Below are 21769 nucleotides of genomic sequence, written 5' to 3'. Positions count from 1 at the left end.
GCTGTCCCCTCACCGCGGCTCGTCGGTATCGGGCCGGCGGCTGCGATAGACCAGCCAGATCAAGAGCGAGGAGATCGGCACCCAGGCGAGCTGGTACCAGTAGAAGAAGGGAAAGCCGAACAGCGACGGCTCGACGAAATTATAGAACGGCACGCACAGCAAGCCGATGAACGGCAGCAGCAACAAAATCCACATGGCCTACTCTTTGACGGAAGACACAGCTCAAGGCGGGAGGTTCCGCTGATCATGGCAACGATCCAGGAACCGGTCCGTTGCGTCTAGAATCACGGTTACGGCAATGCGACGCAAAAAGATGTGATCGTCACCTGGCGCATGCCGCCTATTCGGCCTTGATGCCGGCGTCCTTTATCACCTTGCGCCAGCGCGCCTCCTCGCCGGCAAAGTAGCGGTCGAGCTCGGCCGGAGGAGAGGCCACCATCACGAGGCCCTCATTGACGCTGAGCTTCTTGAAGGCCTCCGCCTGCACGGCCTTGGCCGCCGATCTGTTGAGGCGGTCGATGATGTCGGTCGGCGTATTCGCCGGCACGTAGAGGCCGTACCAGGATTCGGCGACATAGCCGGAGGCGCCGGCTTCCGAGACCGTCGGCAATTGCGGGAACGCAGGCGAGCGTTCGGCCGACGTCACTCCGATCGCGCGCAGCTGCCCGGCCTCGACCAGCGAGGCGCAGCTTGCCACCGTGGTGAACATTACCTGGATCTGGCCACCCAAGAGGTCGGTGATGGCAGGCGCCGCGCCCTTGTAGGGAACGGTCGTGAGATTGACCCCGGCCATGTGCTTGAACAGTTCGCCGGCGAGATGCGCCGAGGTGCCGGTGCCATAGGTGCCGTAGGACAGCTTTTCCGGATCGGCCTTCGCGGCCGCGATCAGATCGGCAATCGACTTGATCGGCGAAGCGGGATTGACCACAACGACGTTGAAGGAGCGCGCCACCAGCGCCACGGGCGCAAAATCCTTGTGCGCATCATAAGGCAGCTTGCTGTAGAGGCTCGGATTGACCGCGTTGGCGAAGGTCGCCATCAGCAGCGTGTAGCCGTCGGATGGGCTCGCCGCGACGCTCTGCGTGCCGATGATGGTGCCCGCCCCCGGCTTGTTCTCGATGATGACGGTGACGCCGAGATCCTTCTGCATCTCCTGCGCCAGCGTCCGCGCCACGACATCGGTGCCGCCGCCCGGCGCGAACGGCACCACGATCTTGACGATGTGGTCGGGATAGGCGGCGCGCGCCGGCAGTTGCAGCAGCAGGTTTGCTGCGAGCGCGAACAGGAGTGATGCGAGGAGACGAAACGGCATGACGGACCCCGGCAGGTGAGGCGATCTTCATACACGCAACGGCTATGCAACGGCTGCCGGGTGGTCATGACGCGGAAGGAACGTCGTACTATTAGTCCCGTCATCCCCGCGCAAAGGCTTCGCCTTTGTCGCTGGAGGTGCGAGCGGAGCGAGCCTCGAAGGATGAACGGCCAGCAGCCGGGCCGTGCATCCTTCGAGACGCCGCTGCGCGGCTCCTCCAGCGACAAAGGCGAAGCCTTTGCGCGGGGATGACGGTGGATAAAGGGCGCACGCGTGCCATCATCGCAAGCGCCCGCGCCGCTCACGAATACGGATTGATCAGCTTCTGCTGCTCGGTGGCGTGATGGACCAGCAGGTCGATGAAGGTGCGGACCTTCGCCGAGAGATGATGGCGATGCGGATAGACAGCATTCATGGTGAGCTCGACCGGCCGGTATTCGGGCAGCAGGCGGACCAGTTGTCCCGACTCCAGCTCGTCGCGAACCAGGAAGCCGGCCGCGAGGAAGACGCCGACGCCGGCCAGCGCCGCGAGCTTCAGGGTTTCGCCGCTGTTGGAGATCAGATTTCCGGAGACGCGCACTGCGGCCGGCGTGCCCTTGCGGTCGGCGAAGCGCCACTCGTCGCCATAGGGATAGTTGGCGTGGCGCATGCAGTTGCGCGCGGAGAGGTCGGCCAGCAGCGTTGGCTTGCCGTGCTGTTCGATATAGCCGTGCGAGCAGCACAGCACGTGGCGCCAGGTCGCGATGGTGCGCACGATCAGGCTGGAGTCCGGCGGCGGCACCATGCGCACGGCGAGATCGTAGTTCTCGTCGATCAGATCGGCATTGCGCTCGCCGATCGTGAGATCGACCTTGACCTCGGGATAGGTGGCGAGGAACTCGGCCACCGCGGGCGACAGGAACTGGACGAGATGGGTGTTGGTGAAGATGCGCAGGGTGCCGCGCGGCACCGATTGCTGGGCGCCCGCGATGTCGTCGGCCTGCTCGATGTCGGCGAGGATCTGGACGCAGCGGTCGTAATAGGCCTGGCCGACCTCGGTGAGGCTGACCTTGCGCGTGGTGCGGTTGAGCAGCCGGGCGCCGAGCCGGTCCTCCAGCGACTGCACGTGGTTGCTCACCATGGTGGTGGACATGTTGAGCTTGCGGCCGGCCGCGGAAAAGCCGCCGGTGTCCACGACCCGGACGAAGGCGGTCAGGCTGGTCAGGCGATCCATGCGGCAAGGTCCGGATTATCAGCGCTGGGTTGATAATGCTTCCAGTTTTATCGGGATTATCACAGCGGGGAGGACATTGCATCTAAGGGGCGTACTGGGCGCCCTTTCTGGAAGGACGCGAATGTTCGACCCGGAGGATGCCATGTCGACCACCACTTATGTCCCTGAACAAGCAACAAAAATCGGCCTCCGCCCGTCGCGGAAAGCGGTCAAGCGGGTGGCGCTCGGGCTCGCCGCGATCATCGGCGTCGCCGTGGCAGCCGACTTTGGCTACGACTACGTCACCACCGGCCGCTACCTCGAAACCACTGACGACGCCTACGTGAAGGCGGACTCCACGATCATCGCCCCGAAAGTCTCGGGCTACATCGCCCGCGTGCTGGTCACCGACAACCAGCCGGTGAAGGCCGGCCAGCTGCTGGCCGAGATCGACGACCGCGATTACCGCACCGCGCTCGGCCAGGCCAAGGCCGATGTCGACGCCGCTACAGCCTCGGTACGCAACCTCGATGCCCAGCTCGAATTGCAGCAGCCGATCATCGACCAGAGCACGGCCGACGTCACCGCCGCCGAGGCCAACCTGAAATTCGCGCAGGAAGAGCAGACCCGCTACGACGGGCTGATGAAGTCCGGCTCCGGCACCATTCAGCGTGCGCAACAGACCGACGCGGCGCTGCGCGCCAACACCGCGCAATTGCAGCACGCGAAGTCGGCGCTGTCGGCGGCCCAGCGCAAGGTCGACGTGCTGACCACGCAGCGCGCCCAGGCCGCAGCGCAGGTGGACCGCGCTCGCGCGGTCGAGCAGCAGGCCGAGCTCAACCTGTCCTACGCCCGGATCACCGCGCCGGTCGACGGCACGGTCGGCGCCCGCACGCTGCGCGTCGGGCAATATGTGCAGGCCGGCACCCAGCTGATGGCGGTGGTGCCGCTGGACGCGGTCTATGTGATCGCCAATTTCAAGGAGACGCAGCTGACCCATGTGCGCAACGGCCAGCCGGTCGAGCTCACGGTCGACAGTTTTCGCGGCACCACGCTGAAGGGTCATGTCGACAGCCTGTCGCCGGCCAGCGGCCTCGAATTCGCGCTGCTGCCGCCCGACAACGCCACCGGCAATTTCACCAAGATCGTGCAGCGCGTGCCGGTCAAGATCGTGCTCGACGATCAGAGCCTCACCGGCCTCTTGCGCCCGGGCATGTCGGCGATCCCGACCGTCAACACCAAGGCGACGGTGCTGGCCGAGCGCGAGGAGAAGCGGCGGCTGGCATCAGCGACGCGGGCGAACGGCGGATAGGACCAAACGCTTCTTCGGCTGGCTCCGCGCGATCGATCACCCATCGGTGGTCGATCGCGTTTTGCTGTCTACGCCCTCTTCGCCTCTCCCGCTTGCGGGTGGGGGGCTCTCTCCGCGAGTCATCTTGTGGAGCCCCCGCAAGCGGGAGAGGGAGCTTGAGAGGCGTGCTCACCTCACTAGTCGACGGCACGCAGGCCAAACGCAGCCGTCGTGCCGTGGCCATAACCGCAGTCGCTCTCTCAGCCGCAACCGTTGATTATCAACCTCTACCGGACAATCCTTCCAGTCTTTCCCGGATTATCGAAAGCGACCGCCTAATACATTTTGCGTGTGTAAGCCAGAGAACACGCCGATGACCGCACTTCAGCCCACAGCCGACGCCCCGAACGCCACCGCGCTCCCCGCCCCCGCAGCGCCGGCGGCGCCGGCGATCCCCACGAAAACCTGGATCGCGGTGATCGGGGCGACGCTCGGCGCGTTCATGGCGGTGCTGAACATCCAGATCGTCAACGCCTCGCTCGCCGACGTGCAGGGCGCGATCGGCGCCGGGATCGACGACGGCGGCTGGATCTCGACCTCCTATCTGATCGCCGAGATCGTGGTGATCCCGCTCTCCGGCTGGCTCGCGCAGGTGTTCTCGGTGCGCATCTATCTGCTCACCAATGCGCTCCTGTTCCTGGTGTTCTCGGCGGCATGCGCGCTGGCGCAGGACCTGCCGCAGATGATCGCGCTGCGCGCGGTGCAAGGCTTCACCGGCGGCGTGCTGATCCCGATGGCGTTCACGCTGATCATCACGCTACTGCCGAAGGCCAAGCAGCCGATCGGGCTCGCGCTGTTCGCGCTGTCGGCGACGTTCGCGCCGGCGATCGGCCCGACCATCGGCGGCTATCTCACCGAGAACTGGGGCTGGCAGTATATCTTCTATGTCAACCTGGTGCCGGGCGCCGTGATGATCGCGATGCTCTACGTCTCGCTCGATCCGAGCCCGATGAAGCTGTCTCTGATCCGCCAGGGCGACTGGCTCGGCATCATCACCATGGCGGTCGGCCTCGCCGCGCTGCAGACCGTGCTGGAGGAAGGCAACAAGGACGACTGGTTCGGCTCGCCCTTCATCGTCCGCCTGTCGGTGATCGCCGCCGTCGCGCTGGCCGCCTTCCTGATCGTCGAGTTCACCGTCGAGAAGCCGCTGCTCAATTTGCGCCTGCTCGCCCGCCGCAATTTCGGCTTCGGCATGCTGGCCAACTTCCTGCTTGGCATCGCGCTGTACGGCTCGGTGTTCATCCTGCCGCAGTACCTCGCGCGCATCCAGGGCTACAATGCCGAGCAGATCGGCATGGTGCTGGCCTGGACCGGGCTGCCGCAGCTCGCGCTGATCCCGCTGGTACCGCGGCTGATGCAGCGCTTCGACCCGCGCCTCATCATCGGCGTCGGCTTCGCGCTGTTCGCCGGCTCCAACTTCATGAACATCTTCATGACCAACGACTACGCCACCGACCAGCTGTTCTGGCCCAACATCGTCCGTGCCATCGGCCAGGCGCTGGTGATGGCGCCGCTGTCGGCGGTTGCGACCGCGGGCATCGAGCTGGAGAATGCGGGCTCGGCCTCCGCGCTGTTCAACATGATGCGCAACCTCGGCGGTGCGGTCGGCATCGCCGTGCTGCAGACGCTGCTGACCAAGCGCGAGCAATATCACTCCAACGTGCTGATGCAGTCGGTCTCGCTGCTGGAACAGGCCACGCGCAACCGGATTGAGCAGCTGACGCAGTATTTCATGAACCACGGCGTCGCCGACCAGGCCGCGGCCGCCCACCGCGCAATCGCGGCGATCGGCAAGGTCGTGCAGAAGCAGGCCTACATCCTCGCCTTCAGCGATACCTTCTACCTGCTCGGTGTCGCGCTGATCATCGCACTCGCGGCGACACTATTCCTGAAGAAGCCGGGCCACCTCGCTGGCGGCGGTGCGCACTAACCCAAACCACAACTACGGAGAACGACCATGAAACCCCGTATGAACTTCTACCAGGCCGCACCCGAGACCATCAAAGCGCTGGTCGCGGTCGAAAACCAGATTGCTGCGAGCGGCCTCGAGCAATCGCTGATCGAGCTGGTCAAGACCCGCGCCTCGCAGATCAACGGCTGTGCCTACTGCATCAACATGCACACCGAGGACGCCCGCAAGCATGGCGAGACCGAGCAGCGGCTCTATCTGCTCAACGCCTGGCGCGAATCCCCGCTCTACAGCGAGCGCGAGCGCGCGGCGCTAGCCTGGACCGAAGCGCTGACGCTGGTGTCCGAGACGCATGCGCCCGACGCCGACTATGAAGCCGTGCGCGCCCAGTTCTCGGACAGCGAGCTGGTCAACCTGACCACGCTGATCGGCGCGATCAACGCCTGGAACCGGATCGCCATCGGCTTCCGCGCGGTGCATCCGGTGAAGGCGAAGGCGGCGGCGTGAGCAGCGCGGACGATCCATCCCCGTCATCCTGAGGAGCCTGCGCAGCAGGCGTCTCGAAGGATGCACGGCCACAGTCGGGCCGTCGATAGTCGGGCCGTCGATCCTTCGAGGGCCGCTGAAGAAGCGGCCACCTCAGGGTGACGGTGCCAAGGCGATGCGCAGACCGTAGGGTGGGTTAGCCGAAGGCGTAACCCACCATTCTCTCCGTGGTGAGCAAAGTCGGTGGGTTACGCTGCGCTAACCCACCCCACCCAGTGTCAAACCGCCGTCGCCTTGGCGAACTCGACATAGATCTCGCGCAGGCGGTCGGTGATCGGACCCACCTTGCCGCCTCCGACCTTCTTGCCGTCGATCGCGACCACCCCCTGCACGAACACGGAAGCGCTGGTGATGAAGGCTTCCTTGGCGGCGAGCGCTTCCTCGATCGTGAAGGCGCGCTCCTCGATGCGCAGCTGGCGTTCCTCGGCGAGCTTGACCACCGCCTTGCGGGTGCAGCCGGGCAGGATCTCGTTGCCGTTCTGCCGGGTCACGATGACATCGTCCTGGGTGACGATGAAGGACGAGGACGAGCCGCCCTCGGTGACCTTGCCGTCCTCGATCATCCAAGCTTCGCCGGCGCCGGCCGCGGCCGCCGCCTGCTTGGCCAGCACCTGCGCCAGCAGCGCCACGCTCTTGATGTCGCGCCGTTCCCAGCGGATGTCGGGCACCGTGATGACGTTGATGCCGGTCTTGGCCGAGGGCGCGTTGATGATGTCCTTTTCCGAGGTGAACATCACGAGCGTCGGCTTGACGTCGGCCTTCGGGAAGGCGAAGTCGCGACCCTTGTCGGCGCCGCGGGTGACCTCGAGATAGACCATGCCGTTGACGAGGTCGTTGCGCGCAACCAGCTCCTTCTGGATCTCCTCGATCCGCTCCAGCGTCTCCGGCAGCGCGAGCTGGATCTCGCCGACCGAACGCTTGAGCCGCGCCAGGTGTGAGGCGTTGTCGATCAGCTTGCCCTCGAGCACCGCCGCCACCTCGTAGATGCCGTCGGCGAACAGGAATCCGCGGTCGAACACCGAGACCTTGGCCTCCGAATGCGGCACGAACGAGCCGTTGACATAAGCGATCTTTTCCACGCGAGTTCTCCTGCGGACGAAGGGGGGTTCAGGCCTTCGTATACGCAAATTGTTAACGGGGGAAAACCCTGTAGCAGCCGTCATTCCAGGGCGATGCGCAGCATCGAACCCTCAGGTGCGCCTCTTCGAGGCGCCCCGGAATGACAGGCGGAGAGGCTCCCTAAGCTCAGTGCTGCAGGATCTTCGACAGGAACTTCTGCGCGCGGTCGCTGCGCGGCGTGCCGAAGAAGTCGGCCTTCTTGGCATCCTCGACGATCTCGCCGCGGTCCATGAAGATGACGCGGTCGGCGACCTTGTTGGCAAAGCCCATTTCGTGGGTCACGACCATCATGGTCATGCCCTCGCGGGCGAGGTCGACCATCACGTCGAGCACTTCGCTGATCATCTCCGGGTCGAGCGCCGAGGTCGGCTCGTCGAACAGCATCGCGATCGGGTCCATCGCCAGCGCGCGGGCGATCGCGACGCGCTGCTGCTGGCCACCGGACAACTCCGCCGGAAACTTTTTGGCATGATCCTTCAGCCCGACGCGCTCCAGAAGCTTCATGCCCTTGGCGGTGGCGTCCTCAGACTTGCGGCCGAGCACCTTCTCCTGCGCGAGGCGGAGATTGTCGATGATGCGCAGATGCGGAAACAGCTCGAAATGCTGGAACACCATGCCGACGCGCGAACGCAGCTTCGGCAGGTCGGTCTTGGGATCGTTGACCTTGACGCCGTCGAGCGTGATGTCGCCGCCCTGGATCGGCTCCAGCGCATTGACGCATTTGATCAGGGTCGACTTGCCCGAGCCGGACGGGCCGCAGACCACCACCACCTCGCCCTTGGCGACGCTGGTGGTGCAGTCCTTCAGCACCTGGAAGCTCGGCCCGTACCATTTGTTGACGTGGTTGATCTCGATCATGCGTGACTCAGGCGTTGCAGCGAGCGCGCTTCCACCTCTCCCATCGGGAGAGGTCGGCGCGCAGCGCCGGGTGAGGGATTGCGGTCTATCGATGGAGCAAAACCCCTCACCCGGATCGCTGACGCGATCCGACCTCTCCCGATGGGAGAGGTGAAGGGGGCCGTGTCTTGAATGTTCGAAAGCATGACTGGCTACCGGACAATCGCGATGCGCGACTGCAGGCGGCGAACGCCATAGGACGCGACACAGGAAATGACGAAGTAGACCAGCGCGGCGAACAGGTACATTTCGACCAGGCGGCCGTCGCGCTGCGCGACCTTGCTGGCGGCGCCGAGGAAATCCGGGATCGACAGCACGTAGACCAGCGAGGTGTCCTGGAACAGCACGATGGTCTGCGTCAGCAGCACCGGCAGCATGTTGCGAAACGCCTGCGGCAGCACGACGTAGCGCATCGACTGCGCGTAGGTCAGGCCGAGCGCGCTGGCCGCGGCCGGCTGGCCCTTCGAGATCGACTGGATGCCGGCGCGCATGATCTCGGAGAAATACGCCGCCTCGAACGCGATGAAGGTGATCAGCGAGGAGGCGAAGGCGCCGACCGTGATCGGCCGCGACGCGCCGGTCAGCCACTGCCCGATATACGGCACCAGGAAGTAGAACCAGAAGATCACCAGCACCAGCGGCAGCGAGCGGATGAAGTCGACATAGAAGCCCGCGATGCGCCCGAGCACCTTGTAGCTCGACAGCCGCATCAGGGCGATCAGGGTGCCGAACACCAGGCCGCCGAACGCTGCGAGCGCGGTCAAGGTCAGCGTGAAGCGCATGCCCTCCAGGAACAGGTAGGGCAGCGAGCGGCGGATGACGTCGAAATCGAAACTGCCGATCATCGTCATTTGCCCGTGATGTAGCCGGGGATCGCGACATAGCGCTCGAGGAAGCGCATCGCGGTCACCACGACGAAATTGAGGAGCAGGTAGAGCACGGTTGCCGCCGTGAACGCCTCGAACACCTGGAACGAGAACTCCTGCATCGAGCGGGCCTGGCCGGTCAGTTCGATCAGGCCGATGGTGATGGCGACCGCGCTGTTCTTGATGGTGTTGAGGAATTCGGAGGTCAGCGGCGGCAGGATGATGCGGAATGCCATCGGCAGCAGCACGTAGCGATAGGTCTGCACCGTGGTGAGGCCGAGCGCGGTCGAGGCCTGCTTCTGCCCGCGCGGCAGCGAGGTGATGCCGGCCTGCAATTGCACGGCGACGCGCGCCGACATGAAGAAGCCGACGCCGATCGCGGCGGTCCAGAACGGCGCATTCGGCAGTTGCTTCAGCCACAGCCCGGCCGACCGCGGCAACAATTCGGGCAGCACGAAGAACCACAGGAACAGCTGCACCAAGAGCGGCATGTTGCGGAAGAACTCGACCCAGCAGAAGCCGATCCACGACGCGGTCCGCGACGGCAGCGTGCGCAGCACGCCGATCACCGAGCCGGACACCAGCGCGATGATCCAGGCCAGCACCGACACCTTGACGGTGACCACCAGCCCCGACAGCAACAGGTCGAGATAGGTGCCGGTCCCCATCGGGTTCGGCTCAAGGAAGATGTGCCAGTTCCAATTGTAGTTCACAGGTCCCCCACGCGGCCGTGCCGGTCACGGCATTACGCCGGCATCGCGCGCGGCGTCTATGCAAATGTCCGGCCATTCTCCTCCAAAAATGGCCGGACATGCTAACTTTCAGGACCCGCTCCCAAAAGGGACGACGGGTCATACACAGCGGTCAGTTGACTAGATAGGCATCCGGATCCGGAGAGTCCGACGGCTTCGCAAACTGCTTCTTCATCTCCGGTCCAGCCGGCGAGTTGAGATTAAGGCCCTTCGGCGGGATCTTTTGGGTGAACCACTTGTCATAGATCTTCTGGCCCTCGCCGCTGGTGTAGAGCGCGGCGGTTGCGGCGTCGACGACCTTCTTGAACGGCGCGTCGTCCTTGCGCAGCATGATGCCGTAGGGCTCGGGCTTGGAGAACGCGTCCTTGGAGATCACGTAGTCATCCGGCGACTTCGAGCCGGCGACGAGGCTCGCGAGCAGGATGTCGTCCATCACGAAGGCGACCGCGCGGTCGGTCTCGACCATCAAGAAGGCCTCGGCGTGATCCTTGGCCGGGATGATATTGACGCTCAGCCCGCGCGCGAGGTTGGCCTCGGTGAGCTGCTTGATGTTGGTGGTGCCGGCGGTCGAGACCACCGTCTTGCCCTTCAGATCGTCGATCGAATTGATCTTGCTCGCCTTCTTGGTGACGTAGCGGCTGGCGGTCAGGAAGTGGCTGTTGGTGAAGGAGACCTGCTTCTGGCGCTCGGCATTGTTGGTGGTCGAGCCGCATTCGAGGTCGACGGTGCCGTTGGCCATCAGCGGAATACGCGTCGCCGAGGTCACCGGGTTGAGCTTGACCTCGAGCTTGTCGAGCTTCAGCTCCTTCTTCACGGCATCGACGATCTTGTAGCAGATGTCCATGGCGTAGCCGACCGGCTTCTGGTTGTCGTCGAGATAGGAGAACGGGATCGAGGAGTCGCGGTAGCCGAGCGTGATCGCGCCGGTGTCCTTGATGTTCTTCAGCGTGCCGGTCGGCTCCTGGGCTTGCGCCTGGCTCGCGCCCAGCGCGGCGGCGAGCGCGAAGCCGATCAGATAGTTGCGTGTCATACGTCTACTCCTTGCGTGGAAACGGTCGTTCTAGTGCGTGAGAATATCAGCGAGGACGGGTGCGATATAGCGGCGAAACAGTTCCGGATTCTCGCTCATCGGAAAATGACCGAGCTGCTCCATGATCGTGACGCTGGCGCCCCCTATTGCCGCTGCGGTCCGCCTCGTATCCTCGGGCGTGCAGGAGAAATCATACTCGCCCGTAAGCAGATAGAGGTTGCATACTTTAGTATCGATTGACGCGACCCGGCCGCGCAGGTCGCCGTCGACACGGTAGAAATACAGGTCGCCCTTGAACACGCCGGGGCCGCCCTGCTTGTAGGCCCACAGCGTTTCCATCCGCGCAGGCTCCGGGCTTTGCGGGGCGATCAGCCCGGACACCAGCGCGGCGCAGACTTCGCCGCCGTGAACGTCCGGCCGGTTCAGCCAGTTCGTGTCATACCACGGCGCCTGGAAATCGGCAGCCTCGAGCCCGATCAGCGCGCGGAACTCGGCGGCATATTCGATCGCAAGGTTAAGCACGATGCGGCCGCCGATCGAGCAGCCCATCACGACAGGCTTCTCCAGCCGCAGCGCACGGCAGAAAGCGCGGATGGTCTCGGTGTAGCGCGCAGTGGTGAGTTGGTATTCATCGCCGGTCCAGCTCATCGGCGGATTCGACTTGCCATGCCAGGGCATATCGAAGGCAATGATGCGGAAATTTTCGGCAAATTGCGTATCCGCGAGCAGATGGCGCCACTGCCGCGCATCCGATCCCGCGGTGTGCAGGCAGACCAGCGGAATGCCCGTGCCGTTCTCCTCGAAATAGATCCGGTGCAGCTCGCCGCCGATCTCGACGTGAACGTAGCGGCCGACCATCGGCTCGATGTGGCCGTCCATGATCTTGCCGCTCATGATACGGCCGCCGCGAAATGCTGCCGCGGCAGCGCCAGCAGGTCCTTGAAGTATTGCAGATGCGCCATGAAGGGATGCAGGTCGCCTTCCAGCACGGCCTCGCCGCGCCTGGTCAACGCCAGCAGATCGTGCCAGCCGGGCTTCGGCTCGGCCTGCCAATAGGCGGACCAGGCCTGCGGCGTCGCGCGATAGGAAAAGCGCCAGGAGCGCATCAGGATCGGCGAAGGCGCAAGTTCGACGATGCGCCCGGCCCGGATCGCGGCATGAAACGGCCGCGCCATCGGGCCGATCAGGCAGTCGCAATCAAGCAGCCGCCCGCGCGCAAGCAGCCGAGGGGCCTCGTCGAGCAACGCGGGAAGGCCGGCAAACGCCCTCGTCACAGCGTCGTCGGTGGCGTCAGGCGATGGCGTCATCTGTCGGGCGGCGTTCCTGCAGCGGGCGGCGCCATGATGACGGCAAGCGCGCAATCCCGCAAGGCGCCGATGCCTTTGGGTTCCCTTGATTATTCGCTTGACCAAACCCGGCTTGCCGGTCAGGCGCGCACACCCCGCGCCCTCCCGGCACAGTGCCAGGAACGGCCAATCCGTCCGACCAAAGGCCGATTGAATTCCGCGGCTCGGCAGGTCGCGCCAAATCGCGGCAGACCAATTGTCGCAGCCGGCGCTTCGAGCGCAATTCGCGCTTCCGTTGCCCGCCCCGTTCTGTCCAATGCGCTCGGTCCCAGCATGACAGGGACGATCATTGCCAACACCGAACAAGACGCGGCCGCGATCGAACGCGGTCATAAGGGAGAGATCGAGATGTCGCACCGCAATCGCTTGATGGTCCTGCTCGCCGCCGGCATGCTGGTGTCAACAGCGGCGCTCGCGCAGGACTATCCGACCAAGCCGATCACGCTGATCGTGCCATGGCCGGCGGGCGGCTCGACCGATATCTCGATGCGCGCGATCGCCGAGAGCGCCTCGAAGGTGCTGGGCCAACCGATCGCGGTCGACAACAAGGCGGGCGGCGGCGGCACCGTGGGCCCCGCGACGATGGCCGCCGGCGCCAAGCCCGACGGCTACACCATCGCCCAGATCCCGATCACAGTGTTCCGCCTGCCCTTGATGCAGGAGGTGTCCTGGGATCCGGCGAAGGATTTCTCCTACATCATTCACCTCACCGGCTACACCTTCGGCGTCACCACCAACGCGGAGTCGCAGTTCAAGACCTGGCAGGACGTAGTCGATTTCGCCAAGAAGAACCCGGGCAAGGTGACCTATGCGACGCCCGGCACCGGCACCTCGCTGCATGTCGGCATGGAGCAGATCGCCCTGATGGCCGGGATCAAGCTGACCCAGGTGCCGTTCAAGGGCGGCGCCGAGACCAATGCGGCCGTGCTCGGCCAGCACACCATGCTGCAGGCGGATTCCACCGGCTGGCGGCCGCTGGTCGATGCCGGCAAGCTCCGCCTCTTGATGGTGTGGACCGGCGCGCGCTCGCCGAACTATCCGGACGTACCGACGCTGAAGGAGCTCGGCTACCCCATGGTCTATGACTCGCCGTTCGGCATCGCCGGCCCCAAGGGCATGGACCCCAAGATCGTCGCCAAGCTGCACGATGCCTTCAAGAAGGCGATCGAGGACCCGGCGGTGATCGCAACGCTGGCCAAATACGACATGGTGCCGAACTACAAGAACACCGAGGACTACAAGAAGTTCGTGGGGGAGGTCACCGAGTCCGAGCGCAAGGTGATCGACACGCTGGGGCTGGCGAAGAAGTAAGGACTGGCCGCGAAGTCTCCGTCCGTCATTGCGAGGAGCGAAGCGACGAAGCAATCCATCCCTCCGCACATGCGGTGAAATGGATTGCTTCGCTTCTCTCGCAATGACGGGGATAGGTCGATGCCCCACCTTGCGACTTGACGAGAGCACATCCCATGACAGACCAAACCAACGTCAAATTCCGCCTCAACAACTCCGAGCTCTGGGGCGGGCTGATCGGGCTCGGGCTCGGCGCCTTCGTGATCTGGTCGGGCCTCAAGCTGAAGCTCGGCACCATCAACGATCCCGGCTCCGGCTACGTGCTGTTCTACACCGGCATCCTGATGTGCGTGTTCGCGGCCTCGATCATGATCGCGGCGGTCACCGAGGGCGGCCCGACCTTCGCCTCGCGCTGGGAGAATGCGCGCTGGGGCAAGCCGGTGCTGGTCATCGTCTGCCTCACGGCGTTCGCCTTTGCGCTGGAGCCGCTCGGCTTCCTGCTGTCGGCGATTCCGCTGATGCTGTTGCTGCTCCGCGTGATCGATCCGGTGCGCTGGTCGCTGGCGATCCCGCTGTCCATCCTTGCCCCGCTCGGGATGTGGTGGGTGCTGAAGCACCTGCTCGCGATCCAGCTGCCGAGCGGCATGTTCGAGATCGGTTGAGCGCCCATGGATACTCTCGTCAACGTCGCCCACGGCCTCGGCGTCGCGCTGCTGCCGATCAACCTGCTCTACTGCTTCATCGGCGTGTTCATCGGCACGCTGGTCGGCGTGCTGCCCGGCATCGGCCCGATCTCGGCGATGTCGCTGCTGCTGCCGGTGACGCTGTCCGGCACGCCGGAATCCGGCATCATCATGATGGCCGGCATCTATTACGGCTCGATGTATGGCGGATCGACCACCTCGATCCTGGTCAATATCCCCGGCGAAGCGGCTTCCGTCGTCACCTGCATCGACGGCCACCAGATGGCCAAGCAGGGCCGCGCCGGCCCCGCGCTCGGCATCTCCGCCTTCGGCTCGTTCATCGCCGGCACCTTCGCGCTGATCGCCCTGATGCTGGTGGCGCCGTCGCTCGCCAGCGTCGCGATCGCGTTCGGGCCGGCCGAATATTTCAGCCTGATGGTGCTCGGCCTCGTGGTGCTGACCTTCCTCACCCAGGGCTCGATGGCCAAGGCGCTGTTGATGGCCTGCATCGGCGTCGTGCTCGGCCTGGTCGGGCTCGACAGCATCACGGCGCAGCCGCGGCTGACCTTCGGCCGCCTCGAGCTGATCGACGGCATCGGCCTGGTGCCGGTCGTGATGGGCCTGTTCGGCGTCGCCGAGGTGCTGCTCAACACCGAGCAGGCGATCAAGCGCGACATCATCAAGACCAGGATCAACCAGTTGCTGCCGAGCAAGGAGGACTGGAAGGCCAGCGCCGGACCGGTGGCGCGCGGCACGGTGCTCGGCTTCTTCCTCGGCATCCTGCCCGGCGGCGGCGCCGTGGTGGCATCGTTCGCCTCCTACGCGCTGGAGAAGCGGCTCTCGAAGCATCCGGAGCGCTTCGGCCACGGCGCGATCGAGGGCGTCGCGGGGCCGGAATCGGCCAACAATTCCGCGGCCGGCGGCGCCTTCATTCCGCTGATGACGCTCGGCATCCCACCGAACGTGGTGATGGCGCTGCTGCTCGGCGCCTTCGTGATCCACGGCCTGCAGCCGGGGCCGCTGATGATCTCGCAAAACCCGACGCTGTTCTGGGGCATCGTCGCCAGCATGTATATCGGCAATTTGATGCTCTTGGTGCTCAACCTGCCGATGATCGGCATGTGGGTGCAGCTGCTGCGGCTGCCCTACAACGTGCTGTTCCCGCTGATCATCCTATTCACGATCATCGGCGTCTACTGCTCCAGCAACAACGTGTTCGACGTCCACGTCATGATCGCGTTCGGCGTGATCGGCTATTTCATGCGCAAGCTCGGCTACGAGCCGGCGCCGCTGGTGCTCGCCTTCGTGCTCGGGCCGATGCTGGAGAACAATCTGCGCAAGTCGCTGATCCTCTCGCAGGGCGACCTCATGACCTTCGTGGAGCGGCCGATCTCGGCGATCTGCCTCGCCTTCGCGCTGGTGCTGCTGGTCGGCCCGCTGCTGCCCTCGCTGCGCAAGAAGCGCGAGCTGGTGGCGCTGGATGAGGGGGCGTAGGAGAGCGAGCCCGACTTCAGCCGCGCCGGCAGCGCGCCCCCTCGCCCCGTTCTTACGGGGAGAGGGTTGGGGTGAGGGGCTGCCTCCGCAAGCACGGTGATAGCAGTATCCGCGGAGGCCCCCCCTCACCCGCACGCGGGGAGAGGCGAAGCGGCAGCTCAACCGACCTTCGCCGCACGCCCGTTCTTCGGCGCCTGGGCGAGCGCGCGGGCCAGCACCTGGGCTTCCTTCTTCAGCATGTCGGCGAGCTCGCCTTCGCGGCGACGGATGCGGTCGGACGCGGCGCCGATCGAGAGTGCGGCGACCACCTCGCCGGCATCGTCGCGGACCGGCACGCCGACGCCGCCCATGCCGGGGAACGCGGCGTCGATCAGCACGGTGTGGCCGGCCTTGCGCGCCATGGCGATCCGCTCGCGCAGGAACTTTGGCGTGATGCGCGGCGATTTCGCCAGCCGCGGCACGATCACCTCGATCACAGCCTCGATCTCGGCATCCGGCAGCCAGACCAGCAGCGCCAGCGCGCCGGCGCCGACACCGAGCGGACGGCGGCTGCCGATCTGCAGATAGTTCGGCTGCAGCGGATGGTTGCCGACCGAGCGCGCCAGATAAAGCGCCTCGACGCCGGATCGCACCGACAGCAGCGCGGTATCGGCCGAGCGCTCCGACAGCCGGAGCAGGCTCGGCTGCGCCAGCTCGGCGATGTCGACCGAACGGCGCGCGCCGACCGCCATCACCCGCGCCTCCTGGCCGAGCTCATAGGTCTTGGCGCCGGCGACGCGGCTGACGAAGCCTTCCTCGATCAGCGAGTTGAGAATGCGCAGCGCGGTCGCCTTGTTCAGCGAGGTGGAGTCGGCGATGTCGGTGAGCCGCAACGGCGAGCGCTGCGCCAGCACGCGCAGGATCGCGCACACCTTCTGGATCGCGTTGAACTTGTCGGGTTGGCCCGGCTCCGGCAGTGGCCTCTTGCGGCTGGTCCGTGCGGTCGCAGTCGTGGAGGCGTTCATGCCCTGGCCTTCCTTGCCGTCAATTCCAAATCCTGAACCGGGCAGGACGAAGATGCGCGCCCGGCCGAAATCATCCTAGGACGGATGACGTGCGCCGGACACCGTATACTTTCGTCAGATGAAACTTTGATTTCGACTATCTACGCTGCTGTGCAACAATGAGGATATTTGAATTTCGCATCACGAAATCTGATGCGGTTAGCATGATCCTTTCGAAAAACCGCTTCGCACTTTTTCGGATCATGCGCTACGCCAGCCGCAGCCTGCGGATCGTGAACAGCGCGCAGAGGCTGAGGATGCAGACCGCGGTGAGATAGTAGCCCGGCGCGAGCTCGCCGATCGCCGCGAAGCCACCCATCCAGGTCATGATCGCCGGCCCCATGCCGCCGAACAAGGTGACGCCGATATTGTAGCTGAGACCGAGCCCGGTCGCACGCGTCGCCGCCGGAAACAGTTCCGACATCAGCGCGGCGAGCGGCCCGTAATACAGCGACTTGAGGACGCCGAGCCAGAGCACGCCGATCAGGATGATCATCGGCGTCGGCTTGCCGGTGAGCAGGAGGAAGGCCGGGAAGATCGACACCAGCAACAGCAGCGCGAACAGGATCATGTGGGTGGTGCGTCCGATCTTGTCGGAGACCATGCCTGCGATCGGCGCCAGCAGCGCAACCGCGGTCTGCGCGGCGAACGAGGCGATGAAGCCGACCGATGGCGCGAGGTTGAGCGTCTTCACCACATAGGTCGGCATGTAGACGATCAAATAGTTGACCGCGGTCGACACCGCGAGCGCGCCGATCGCGAGCATCGTGGCGAGCTTCTGCCGCGCGAACACTTCCCTGACCGGCGATTCCTTCTTCGCCGCCGGCGGCGGGGTCGCATCGTCGACGTGGTTGCGGATGTAGATGCCGACCGGGCCGATCAGGACGCCGAACAGGAACGGCAGCCGCCAGCCCCAGTACTGCAAATCCTCCGGGCTCATCAGCGAGGTCAGCAGTGCACCGAAGCCCGCGCCCAGCAGCCCGCTGACGCCCTGGCTCGCGAACTGCCAGCTCGCCACGAAGCCGCGCCGCTCCGGCATGTGCTCGACCAGGAACGCAGTCGAGGAGCCGAACTCGCCGCCGGCGGAAAAGCCCTGCACCAGCCGTGCCAGCAGCACCGCGATCGGCGCCAGGATGCCGATGGTCTGATAGGTCGGCATCAGCGCCAGCACCAGCGTGCCCAGCGTCATCAGCACGATCGACAGCATCAGCGAGGCCTTGCGGCCGTGCCGGTCGGCATAGGCGCCGAGCACGACGCCGCCGATCGGGCGGATCAGAAACGACAGGCCGAAGCTGCCGAAGGTCAGGAGCAGCGAGGTGGTCGGATCATTGGCCGGGAAGAACGCCTTGGAGAGATACACCGCGAAATAGGCATAGACCGAGATGTCGTACCATTCGAGCGCATTGCCGACCGAAGTCGCGACGATCAGGCGGGTGATGTTTTTCTTGTCGACCGCTGTTGCGCGCTGAGCGTCCGCCGAAGTTGATAGTGTCATTACATTTTCCTTGCCGGTGAAGGCACCAGCTTTTCAACTCGAAATGGCCGGCTTGACCCGGCCATCCACGTCTTCCCCGTCATCCGCGCGCAAAGGCTTCGCCTTTGTCGCTGGAGGTGCGAGCTCTTGCGAGCCTCGAAGGATGCACGGCCCCACTGGTGGCCGTCGATCCTTCGAGGGCCGCTGAAGAAGCGGCCACCTCAGAATGACGGGGAACAAGCGAGCCCAGCTCCTTATCCCTTGTGCTTTGCCTCGCCGAGGTCCCAGAACAGGCCGGCCATGATGGTCAGCGCCTCCTCGGTCACCGGCAGCAGGATGTGCTCGTCGGGGGCGTGCTGCGAGCAGCCCGGATAGGAATGCGGCACCCAGATCGTCGGCAGGCCGAGGCCTTCGGAGAACACGTCGTTCGGCAGCGAGCCGCCGAAATTCGGCAGCACCGCCGGCGCCTTGCCGGTGGTGGCGCGGATCGAGTTCGCCGCCCAGTCGATCCACGGGCTATCCATGTCGGTGCGCGAGGCGGCAAAGCGCTGCGTGCCCGAGACCTCGACCATCGGGAAACCGTTGTTGTGCAGATAGTCCCGCACCGCGTCGATCACCTCGAGATGCCGGGTGCCGACGACGAAGCGGAGCTGCAGCACGGCGTTGGCCTTGCCGGGAATCGCGTTGGCGGGCTTTTCGATATTGCCCGACGACATCGCCAGCACCTCCAGCGTGTTCCAGGCGTAGAGCCGCTCCGCCGCGGTCAGGCCCTCCTCGCCCCAATCTTCCGCCAGCGCCGGTTCGTCCGCCGTCGGCTTGATCTCGACGTCGGCGAGCGCGGCGCGGACGCGGTTCGAGATCGGCGGCGGTTTCAGGATCTCGAGCTTCATGCGGCCCTTGCCGTCGACCAGGCTCGCGATCGCGCTCGCCAGGATCGTGGCGGGGTTGGCGAGCACGCCGCCCCAATTGCCGGAATGGTTGCCGCCCTCGCGCAGATTGACGTCGAGATGGATGCGGTTGCCGCCGCGGCAGCCGAGGAAGATGGTCGGCCGCTCCGCCGACAGCCGCGGCCCGTCGGAGGCAATGAACAGGTCGGCCTTCAGCTCCTCGCGATGCGCCTCGCAGACCTCGCGCAGATCGGGCGAGCCGATCTCCTCGCCGGTCTCGATGATGAATTTGGCATTGAAGCCGAGCTTGCCGCCGCGCGCCTGCTTCACCGCGCGCAGCGCCGCCATGTTGATCGAATGCTGGCCCTTGTTGTCGGCGGTGCCGCGGCCATAGACGCGCTCGCCCTTGACCGTGGTCTGCCAGGGATTGAGCCCGTCGCGCCATTCGCCGACCATGCCGTCGACGACGTCGCCATGGCCGTAGGTCAGCACGGTCGGCCGCGAAGCGTCTTCCTGGTAGTCGGCAATCAGATAGGGCCCACGGCCGGTCGGCGACTCGATCAGGTGGGTCTTGAAATCGAGCTCGGCGAAGGCCGGTTGCAGATTCTCCACCAGATAGGCGCGCAGCGCATCGGCCTTGTCGGCATTCAGGCTCTCGGTCTGGTAGCCGACCCTGCGGTCCAGTTCCTTCAAGAACTCTCCCGATTGAAAATGCTCTCGCACCTTTGCGATTGCGTCGGCCCGTGTCGCCATGATTGTTCCTTCGTCCGGTCGCGTCTTGGCATGATCGCACCGGAACGCCATGCTTTGCGTCCCGATCATGCTTCTGGAGGGGCGCAACCTATCGGGATCGGCTCGCGACCGGAAGGGCGCGAAATGCGAATGGGCCTTGCCAAAACGTGGGAAGTCGCAACAAGTTGAAGCGGGACGCCCGGCATCGACCGGGCAGCATTCGAAGCGGCGCGCAAGGTTTCGACCAAGGTTTTCTACAATGACAAAACAAATCCGGCTCAACGCCTTTGCCATGAACTGCGTGGCGCATCAGTCGCCGGGTCTGTGGACCCATCCGCGCGACCGCACCAAGGACTACAACAAGCTGTCCTACTGGATCGATCTGGCGAAGACGCTGGAGCGCGGCCGGTTCGACGGCCTGTTCCTCGCCGATGTGCTCGGCGTCTATGACGTCTATGCTGGCAATCCGGATGCGGCGCTGCGCAACGCGGCGCAGACCCCGGCCAACGAACCGTTGATGCTGATCCCGGCGATGGCCGCGGTGACCGAAAATCTCGGCTTCGGCGTCACCAGCAATCTCTCCTTCGAGCCGCCCTACCCGTTCGCGCGGCGGATGTCGACGCTCGATCACCTCACCGGCGGCCGGGTCGGCTGGAACGTGGTGACCGGCTATCTCGATTCCGCCGCGCGCGGCGCCGGCAAGGACAAGCAGACCGCGCATGACGACCGCTACGAGCTCGCCGACGAATATATGGAGCTGGTCTACAAGCTCTGGGAAGGCAGCTGGGAGGACGACGCCGCGATCCGCGACGTCGCGCGCGGCATCTTCACCGATCCGAGCAAGGTGCATCCGGTACGCCATGACGGCAACAACTACCGGCTCAACGCGATCCACCTGTCGGAGCCGTCGCCGCAGCGCACGCCGGTGCTCTACCAGGCCGGCACTTCGCCGCGCGGCCGGCAGTTCGCCGCCGAGCACGCCGAATGCGTGTTCATGTCGGGACCGTCGGCGAAGGTGATCGGTCCGCGGGTGTCGGCGATCCGCGAGCTCGCCGCCGCGAAGGGCCGCAACGCGGCCGAGATCCTGATGTTCTCGATGATGTGCGTCGTGGTGGCGCCGACCGAGGCGGAGGCGCAAGCGAAGTACGCCGAGTATCGCAGCCATATCAGCCATGAAGGCGCACTGGCGCTGATGTCGGGCTGGACCGGAGTCGACTTCTCGACCTATTCGCTCGACCAGGAGGTCCGGCACGTGCAGAACGACGCCGGCCGCTCCGCGATGGACAACGTCACCCGCGCCGATCCCGACCGGGTCTGGACCGTGCGCGAGGTCGCCGAGCATGTCGGCATCGGCGGCGCCGGCCCCGTGGTGATCGGAACGCCGGAGCAGGTCGCCGACAAGATCGAGCAATGGTTCGAGGACACCGACGTCGACGGCCTCAATGTCGCGTTTGCGATCTCACCCGGCGATTTCGAGGACATCGCCGACATGCTGGTGCCGGAGCTCGTCAAGCGCGGCCGCTACAAGCGGGAGTATGCCAAGGGCACCTTGCGGGAGAAGTTGTTCGGCGCAGGGCGTGCGAGGCTGGACGCGACGCATCCGGCGACACGGTATCGGGTGAAGCGGAGTGCTGCGGCGGAATGATCCGCGCCGTCATTGCGAGCGAAGCGAAGCAATCCATCGTTCCGCATATGCGGGATCATGGATTGCTTCGTCGCTTCGTGCCTCGCAATGACGCGGCACACACATCTGCCCATCCCGTCATCCTGAGGAGCGCGCTCTTGCGCGCGTCTCGAAGGATCGACGGCCATCGGCCGGGCCGTGCATCCTTCGAGGCTCGCTCCG

The 21769-nt window shown here is 65.1% G+C and carries 20 protein-coding genes; 7 read left to right on the top strand and 13 right to left on the bottom strand.

Translation table 11 applies throughout. The annotated features are described in order from the left end of the window. Window positions 1–9 precede the first annotated feature (9 nt). The 3 genes from ACVMDN_RS00465 to ACVMDN_RS00455 all read right to left on the bottom strand — a co-directional run bounded on the left by ACVMDN_RS00465 (window position 10) and on the right by ACVMDN_RS00455 (window position 2525). On the bottom strand, window positions 10–195 hold the full coding sequence (locus ACVMDN_RS00465) for a DUF3311 domain-containing protein (protein ID WP_076827601.1): 186 nt from the start codon (window positions 193–195) through the stop codon (window positions 10–12). Between the two features lie 145 nt (window positions 196–340). After that, window positions 341–1312 carry a tripartite tricarboxylate transporter substrate binding protein gene (locus tag ACVMDN_RS00460; RefSeq protein WP_076827603.1) on the bottom strand — a complete coding sequence of 324 codons (972 nt, stop codon included), beginning with the start codon at window positions 1310–1312 and terminating at the stop codon, window positions 341–343. A gap of 301 nt (window positions 1313–1613) precedes the next feature. Beyond that, window positions 1614–2525, bottom strand: a complete 912-nt coding sequence (locus ACVMDN_RS00455) for a LysR family transcriptional regulator (RefSeq protein WP_057015472.1) — start codon at window positions 2523–2525, stop codon at window positions 1614–1616. A 142-nt stretch (window positions 2526–2667) separates the two neighbouring features. Here ACVMDN_RS00455 and ACVMDN_RS00450 point away from each other — a divergent pair, with 142 nt between their 5' ends. The 3 genes from ACVMDN_RS00450 (at window position 2668) to ACVMDN_RS00440 (ending at window position 6271) form a co-directional block, all read left to right on the top strand. Continuing rightward, window positions 2668–3816, top strand: a complete 1149-nt coding sequence (locus tag ACVMDN_RS00450; protein WP_076827751.1) for an HlyD family secretion protein — start codon at window positions 2668–2670, stop codon at window positions 3814–3816. A 352-nt stretch (window positions 3817–4168) separates the two neighbouring features. Then, window positions 4169–5785: an MDR family MFS transporter gene (locus ACVMDN_RS00445; protein ID WP_076827605.1), complete on the top strand. Its 1617-nt coding sequence runs from the start codon at window positions 4169–4171 to the stop codon at window positions 5783–5785. A 27-nt stretch (window positions 5786–5812) separates the two neighbouring features. Beyond that, on the top strand, window positions 5813–6271 hold the full coding sequence (locus tag ACVMDN_RS00440; RefSeq protein ID WP_057015474.1) for a carboxymuconolactone decarboxylase family protein: 459 nt from the start codon (window positions 5813–5815) through the stop codon (window positions 6269–6271). Window positions 6272–6528: 257 nt separating this feature from the next. Here ACVMDN_RS00440 and ACVMDN_RS00435 read toward each other — a convergent pair whose 3' ends face one another. From ACVMDN_RS00435 to ACVMDN_RS00405, 7 genes are all read right to left on the bottom strand, one after another. Further along, window positions 6529–7389 (bottom strand): D-amino-acid transaminase, encoded by an 861-nt coding sequence (locus ACVMDN_RS00435; protein ID WP_057015475.1) that lies wholly within the window; start codon window positions 7387–7389, stop codon window positions 6529–6531. 166 nt (window positions 7390–7555) lie between these two features. Further along, window positions 7556–8287: an amino acid ABC transporter ATP-binding protein gene (locus tag ACVMDN_RS00430; protein ID WP_057015476.1), complete on the bottom strand. Its 732-nt coding sequence runs from the start codon at window positions 8285–8287 to the stop codon at window positions 7556–7558. Window positions 8288–8478: 191 nt separating this feature from the next. Then, window positions 8479–9171, bottom strand: coding sequence for an amino acid ABC transporter permease (locus tag ACVMDN_RS00425; protein ID WP_057015486.1), 693 nt, complete (start codon window positions 9169–9171; stop codon window positions 8479–8481). 2 nt (window positions 9172–9173) lie between these two features. Continuing rightward, window positions 9174–9905 carry an amino acid ABC transporter permease gene (locus ACVMDN_RS00420; protein WP_050385176.1) on the bottom strand — a complete coding sequence of 244 codons (732 nt, stop codon included), beginning with the start codon at window positions 9903–9905 and terminating at the stop codon, window positions 9174–9176. A gap of 151 nt (window positions 9906–10056) precedes the next feature. After that, the gene (locus tag ACVMDN_RS00415) at window positions 10057–10974 is read right to left on the bottom strand and encodes an amino acid ABC transporter substrate-binding protein (RefSeq protein WP_057015477.1); all 918 of its coding nucleotides are present in this window, start codon (window positions 10972–10974) and stop codon (window positions 10057–10059) included. Between the two features lie 30 nt (window positions 10975–11004). Continuing rightward, on the bottom strand, window positions 11005–11868 hold the full coding sequence (locus ACVMDN_RS00410) for an alpha/beta fold hydrolase (RefSeq protein WP_200844555.1): 864 nt from the start codon (window positions 11866–11868) through the stop codon (window positions 11005–11007). Further along, a complete protein-coding gene (locus ACVMDN_RS00405; protein ID WP_076827607.1) occupies window positions 11865–12281 on the bottom strand; it encodes a hypothetical protein in 417 nt (138 codons plus the stop codon). The genes ACVMDN_RS00410 and ACVMDN_RS00405 overlap by 4 nt, the downstream gene beginning before the upstream one ends. A gap of 387 nt (window positions 12282–12668) precedes the next feature. On the opposite strand from ACVMDN_RS00405, the gene ACVMDN_RS00400 reads away from it, so the two are divergent. From ACVMDN_RS00400 to ACVMDN_RS00390, 3 genes are all read left to right on the top strand, one after another. Then, window positions 12669–13631 carry a Bug family tripartite tricarboxylate transporter substrate binding protein gene (locus tag ACVMDN_RS00400; RefSeq protein WP_076827755.1) on the top strand — a complete coding sequence of 321 codons (963 nt, stop codon included), beginning with the start codon at window positions 12669–12671 and terminating at the stop codon, window positions 13629–13631. A 155-nt stretch (window positions 13632–13786) separates the two neighbouring features. Further along, a complete protein-coding gene (locus ACVMDN_RS00395) occupies window positions 13787–14272 on the top strand; it encodes a tripartite tricarboxylate transporter TctB family protein (RefSeq protein WP_028332964.1) in 486 nt (161 codons plus the stop codon). A 6-nt stretch (window positions 14273–14278) separates the two neighbouring features. After that, window positions 14279–15787, top strand: coding sequence for a tripartite tricarboxylate transporter permease (locus ACVMDN_RS00390; protein ID WP_028341157.1), 1509 nt, complete (start codon window positions 14279–14281; stop codon window positions 15785–15787). A gap of 158 nt (window positions 15788–15945) precedes the next feature. Here ACVMDN_RS00390 and ACVMDN_RS00385 read toward each other — a convergent pair whose 3' ends face one another. The 3 genes from ACVMDN_RS00385 to ACVMDN_RS00375 all read right to left on the bottom strand — a co-directional run bounded on the left by ACVMDN_RS00385 (window position 15946) and on the right by ACVMDN_RS00375 (window position 19944). Continuing rightward, window positions 15946–16791, bottom strand: coding sequence for an IclR family transcriptional regulator (locus ACVMDN_RS00385; RefSeq protein WP_057015479.1), 846 nt, complete (start codon window positions 16789–16791; stop codon window positions 15946–15948). A gap of 247 nt (window positions 16792–17038) precedes the next feature. Continuing rightward, on the bottom strand, window positions 17039–18325 hold the full coding sequence (locus tag ACVMDN_RS00380; RefSeq protein WP_076827609.1) for an MFS transporter: 1287 nt from the start codon (window positions 18323–18325) through the stop codon (window positions 17039–17041). Between the two features lie 233 nt (window positions 18326–18558). Further along, on the bottom strand, window positions 18559–19944 hold the full coding sequence (locus ACVMDN_RS00375) for a M20 family metallopeptidase (protein WP_076827757.1): 1386 nt from the start codon (window positions 19942–19944) through the stop codon (window positions 18559–18561). Between the two features lie 238 nt (window positions 19945–20182). Here ACVMDN_RS00375 and ACVMDN_RS00370 point away from each other — a divergent pair, with 238 nt between their 5' ends. Further along, window positions 20183–21568: an LLM class flavin-dependent oxidoreductase gene (locus ACVMDN_RS00370; RefSeq protein ID WP_076827611.1), complete on the top strand. Its 1386-nt coding sequence runs from the start codon at window positions 20183–20185 to the stop codon at window positions 21566–21568. Window positions 21569–21769: the final 201 nt, after the last annotated feature.

It is taken from the genome of Bradyrhizobium sp. USDA 4510, from assembly GCF_054059095.1.
The sequence above is the reverse complement of the archived record's forward strand: the minus strand, read 5'-3'. Positions and strand labels throughout refer to the sequence as shown.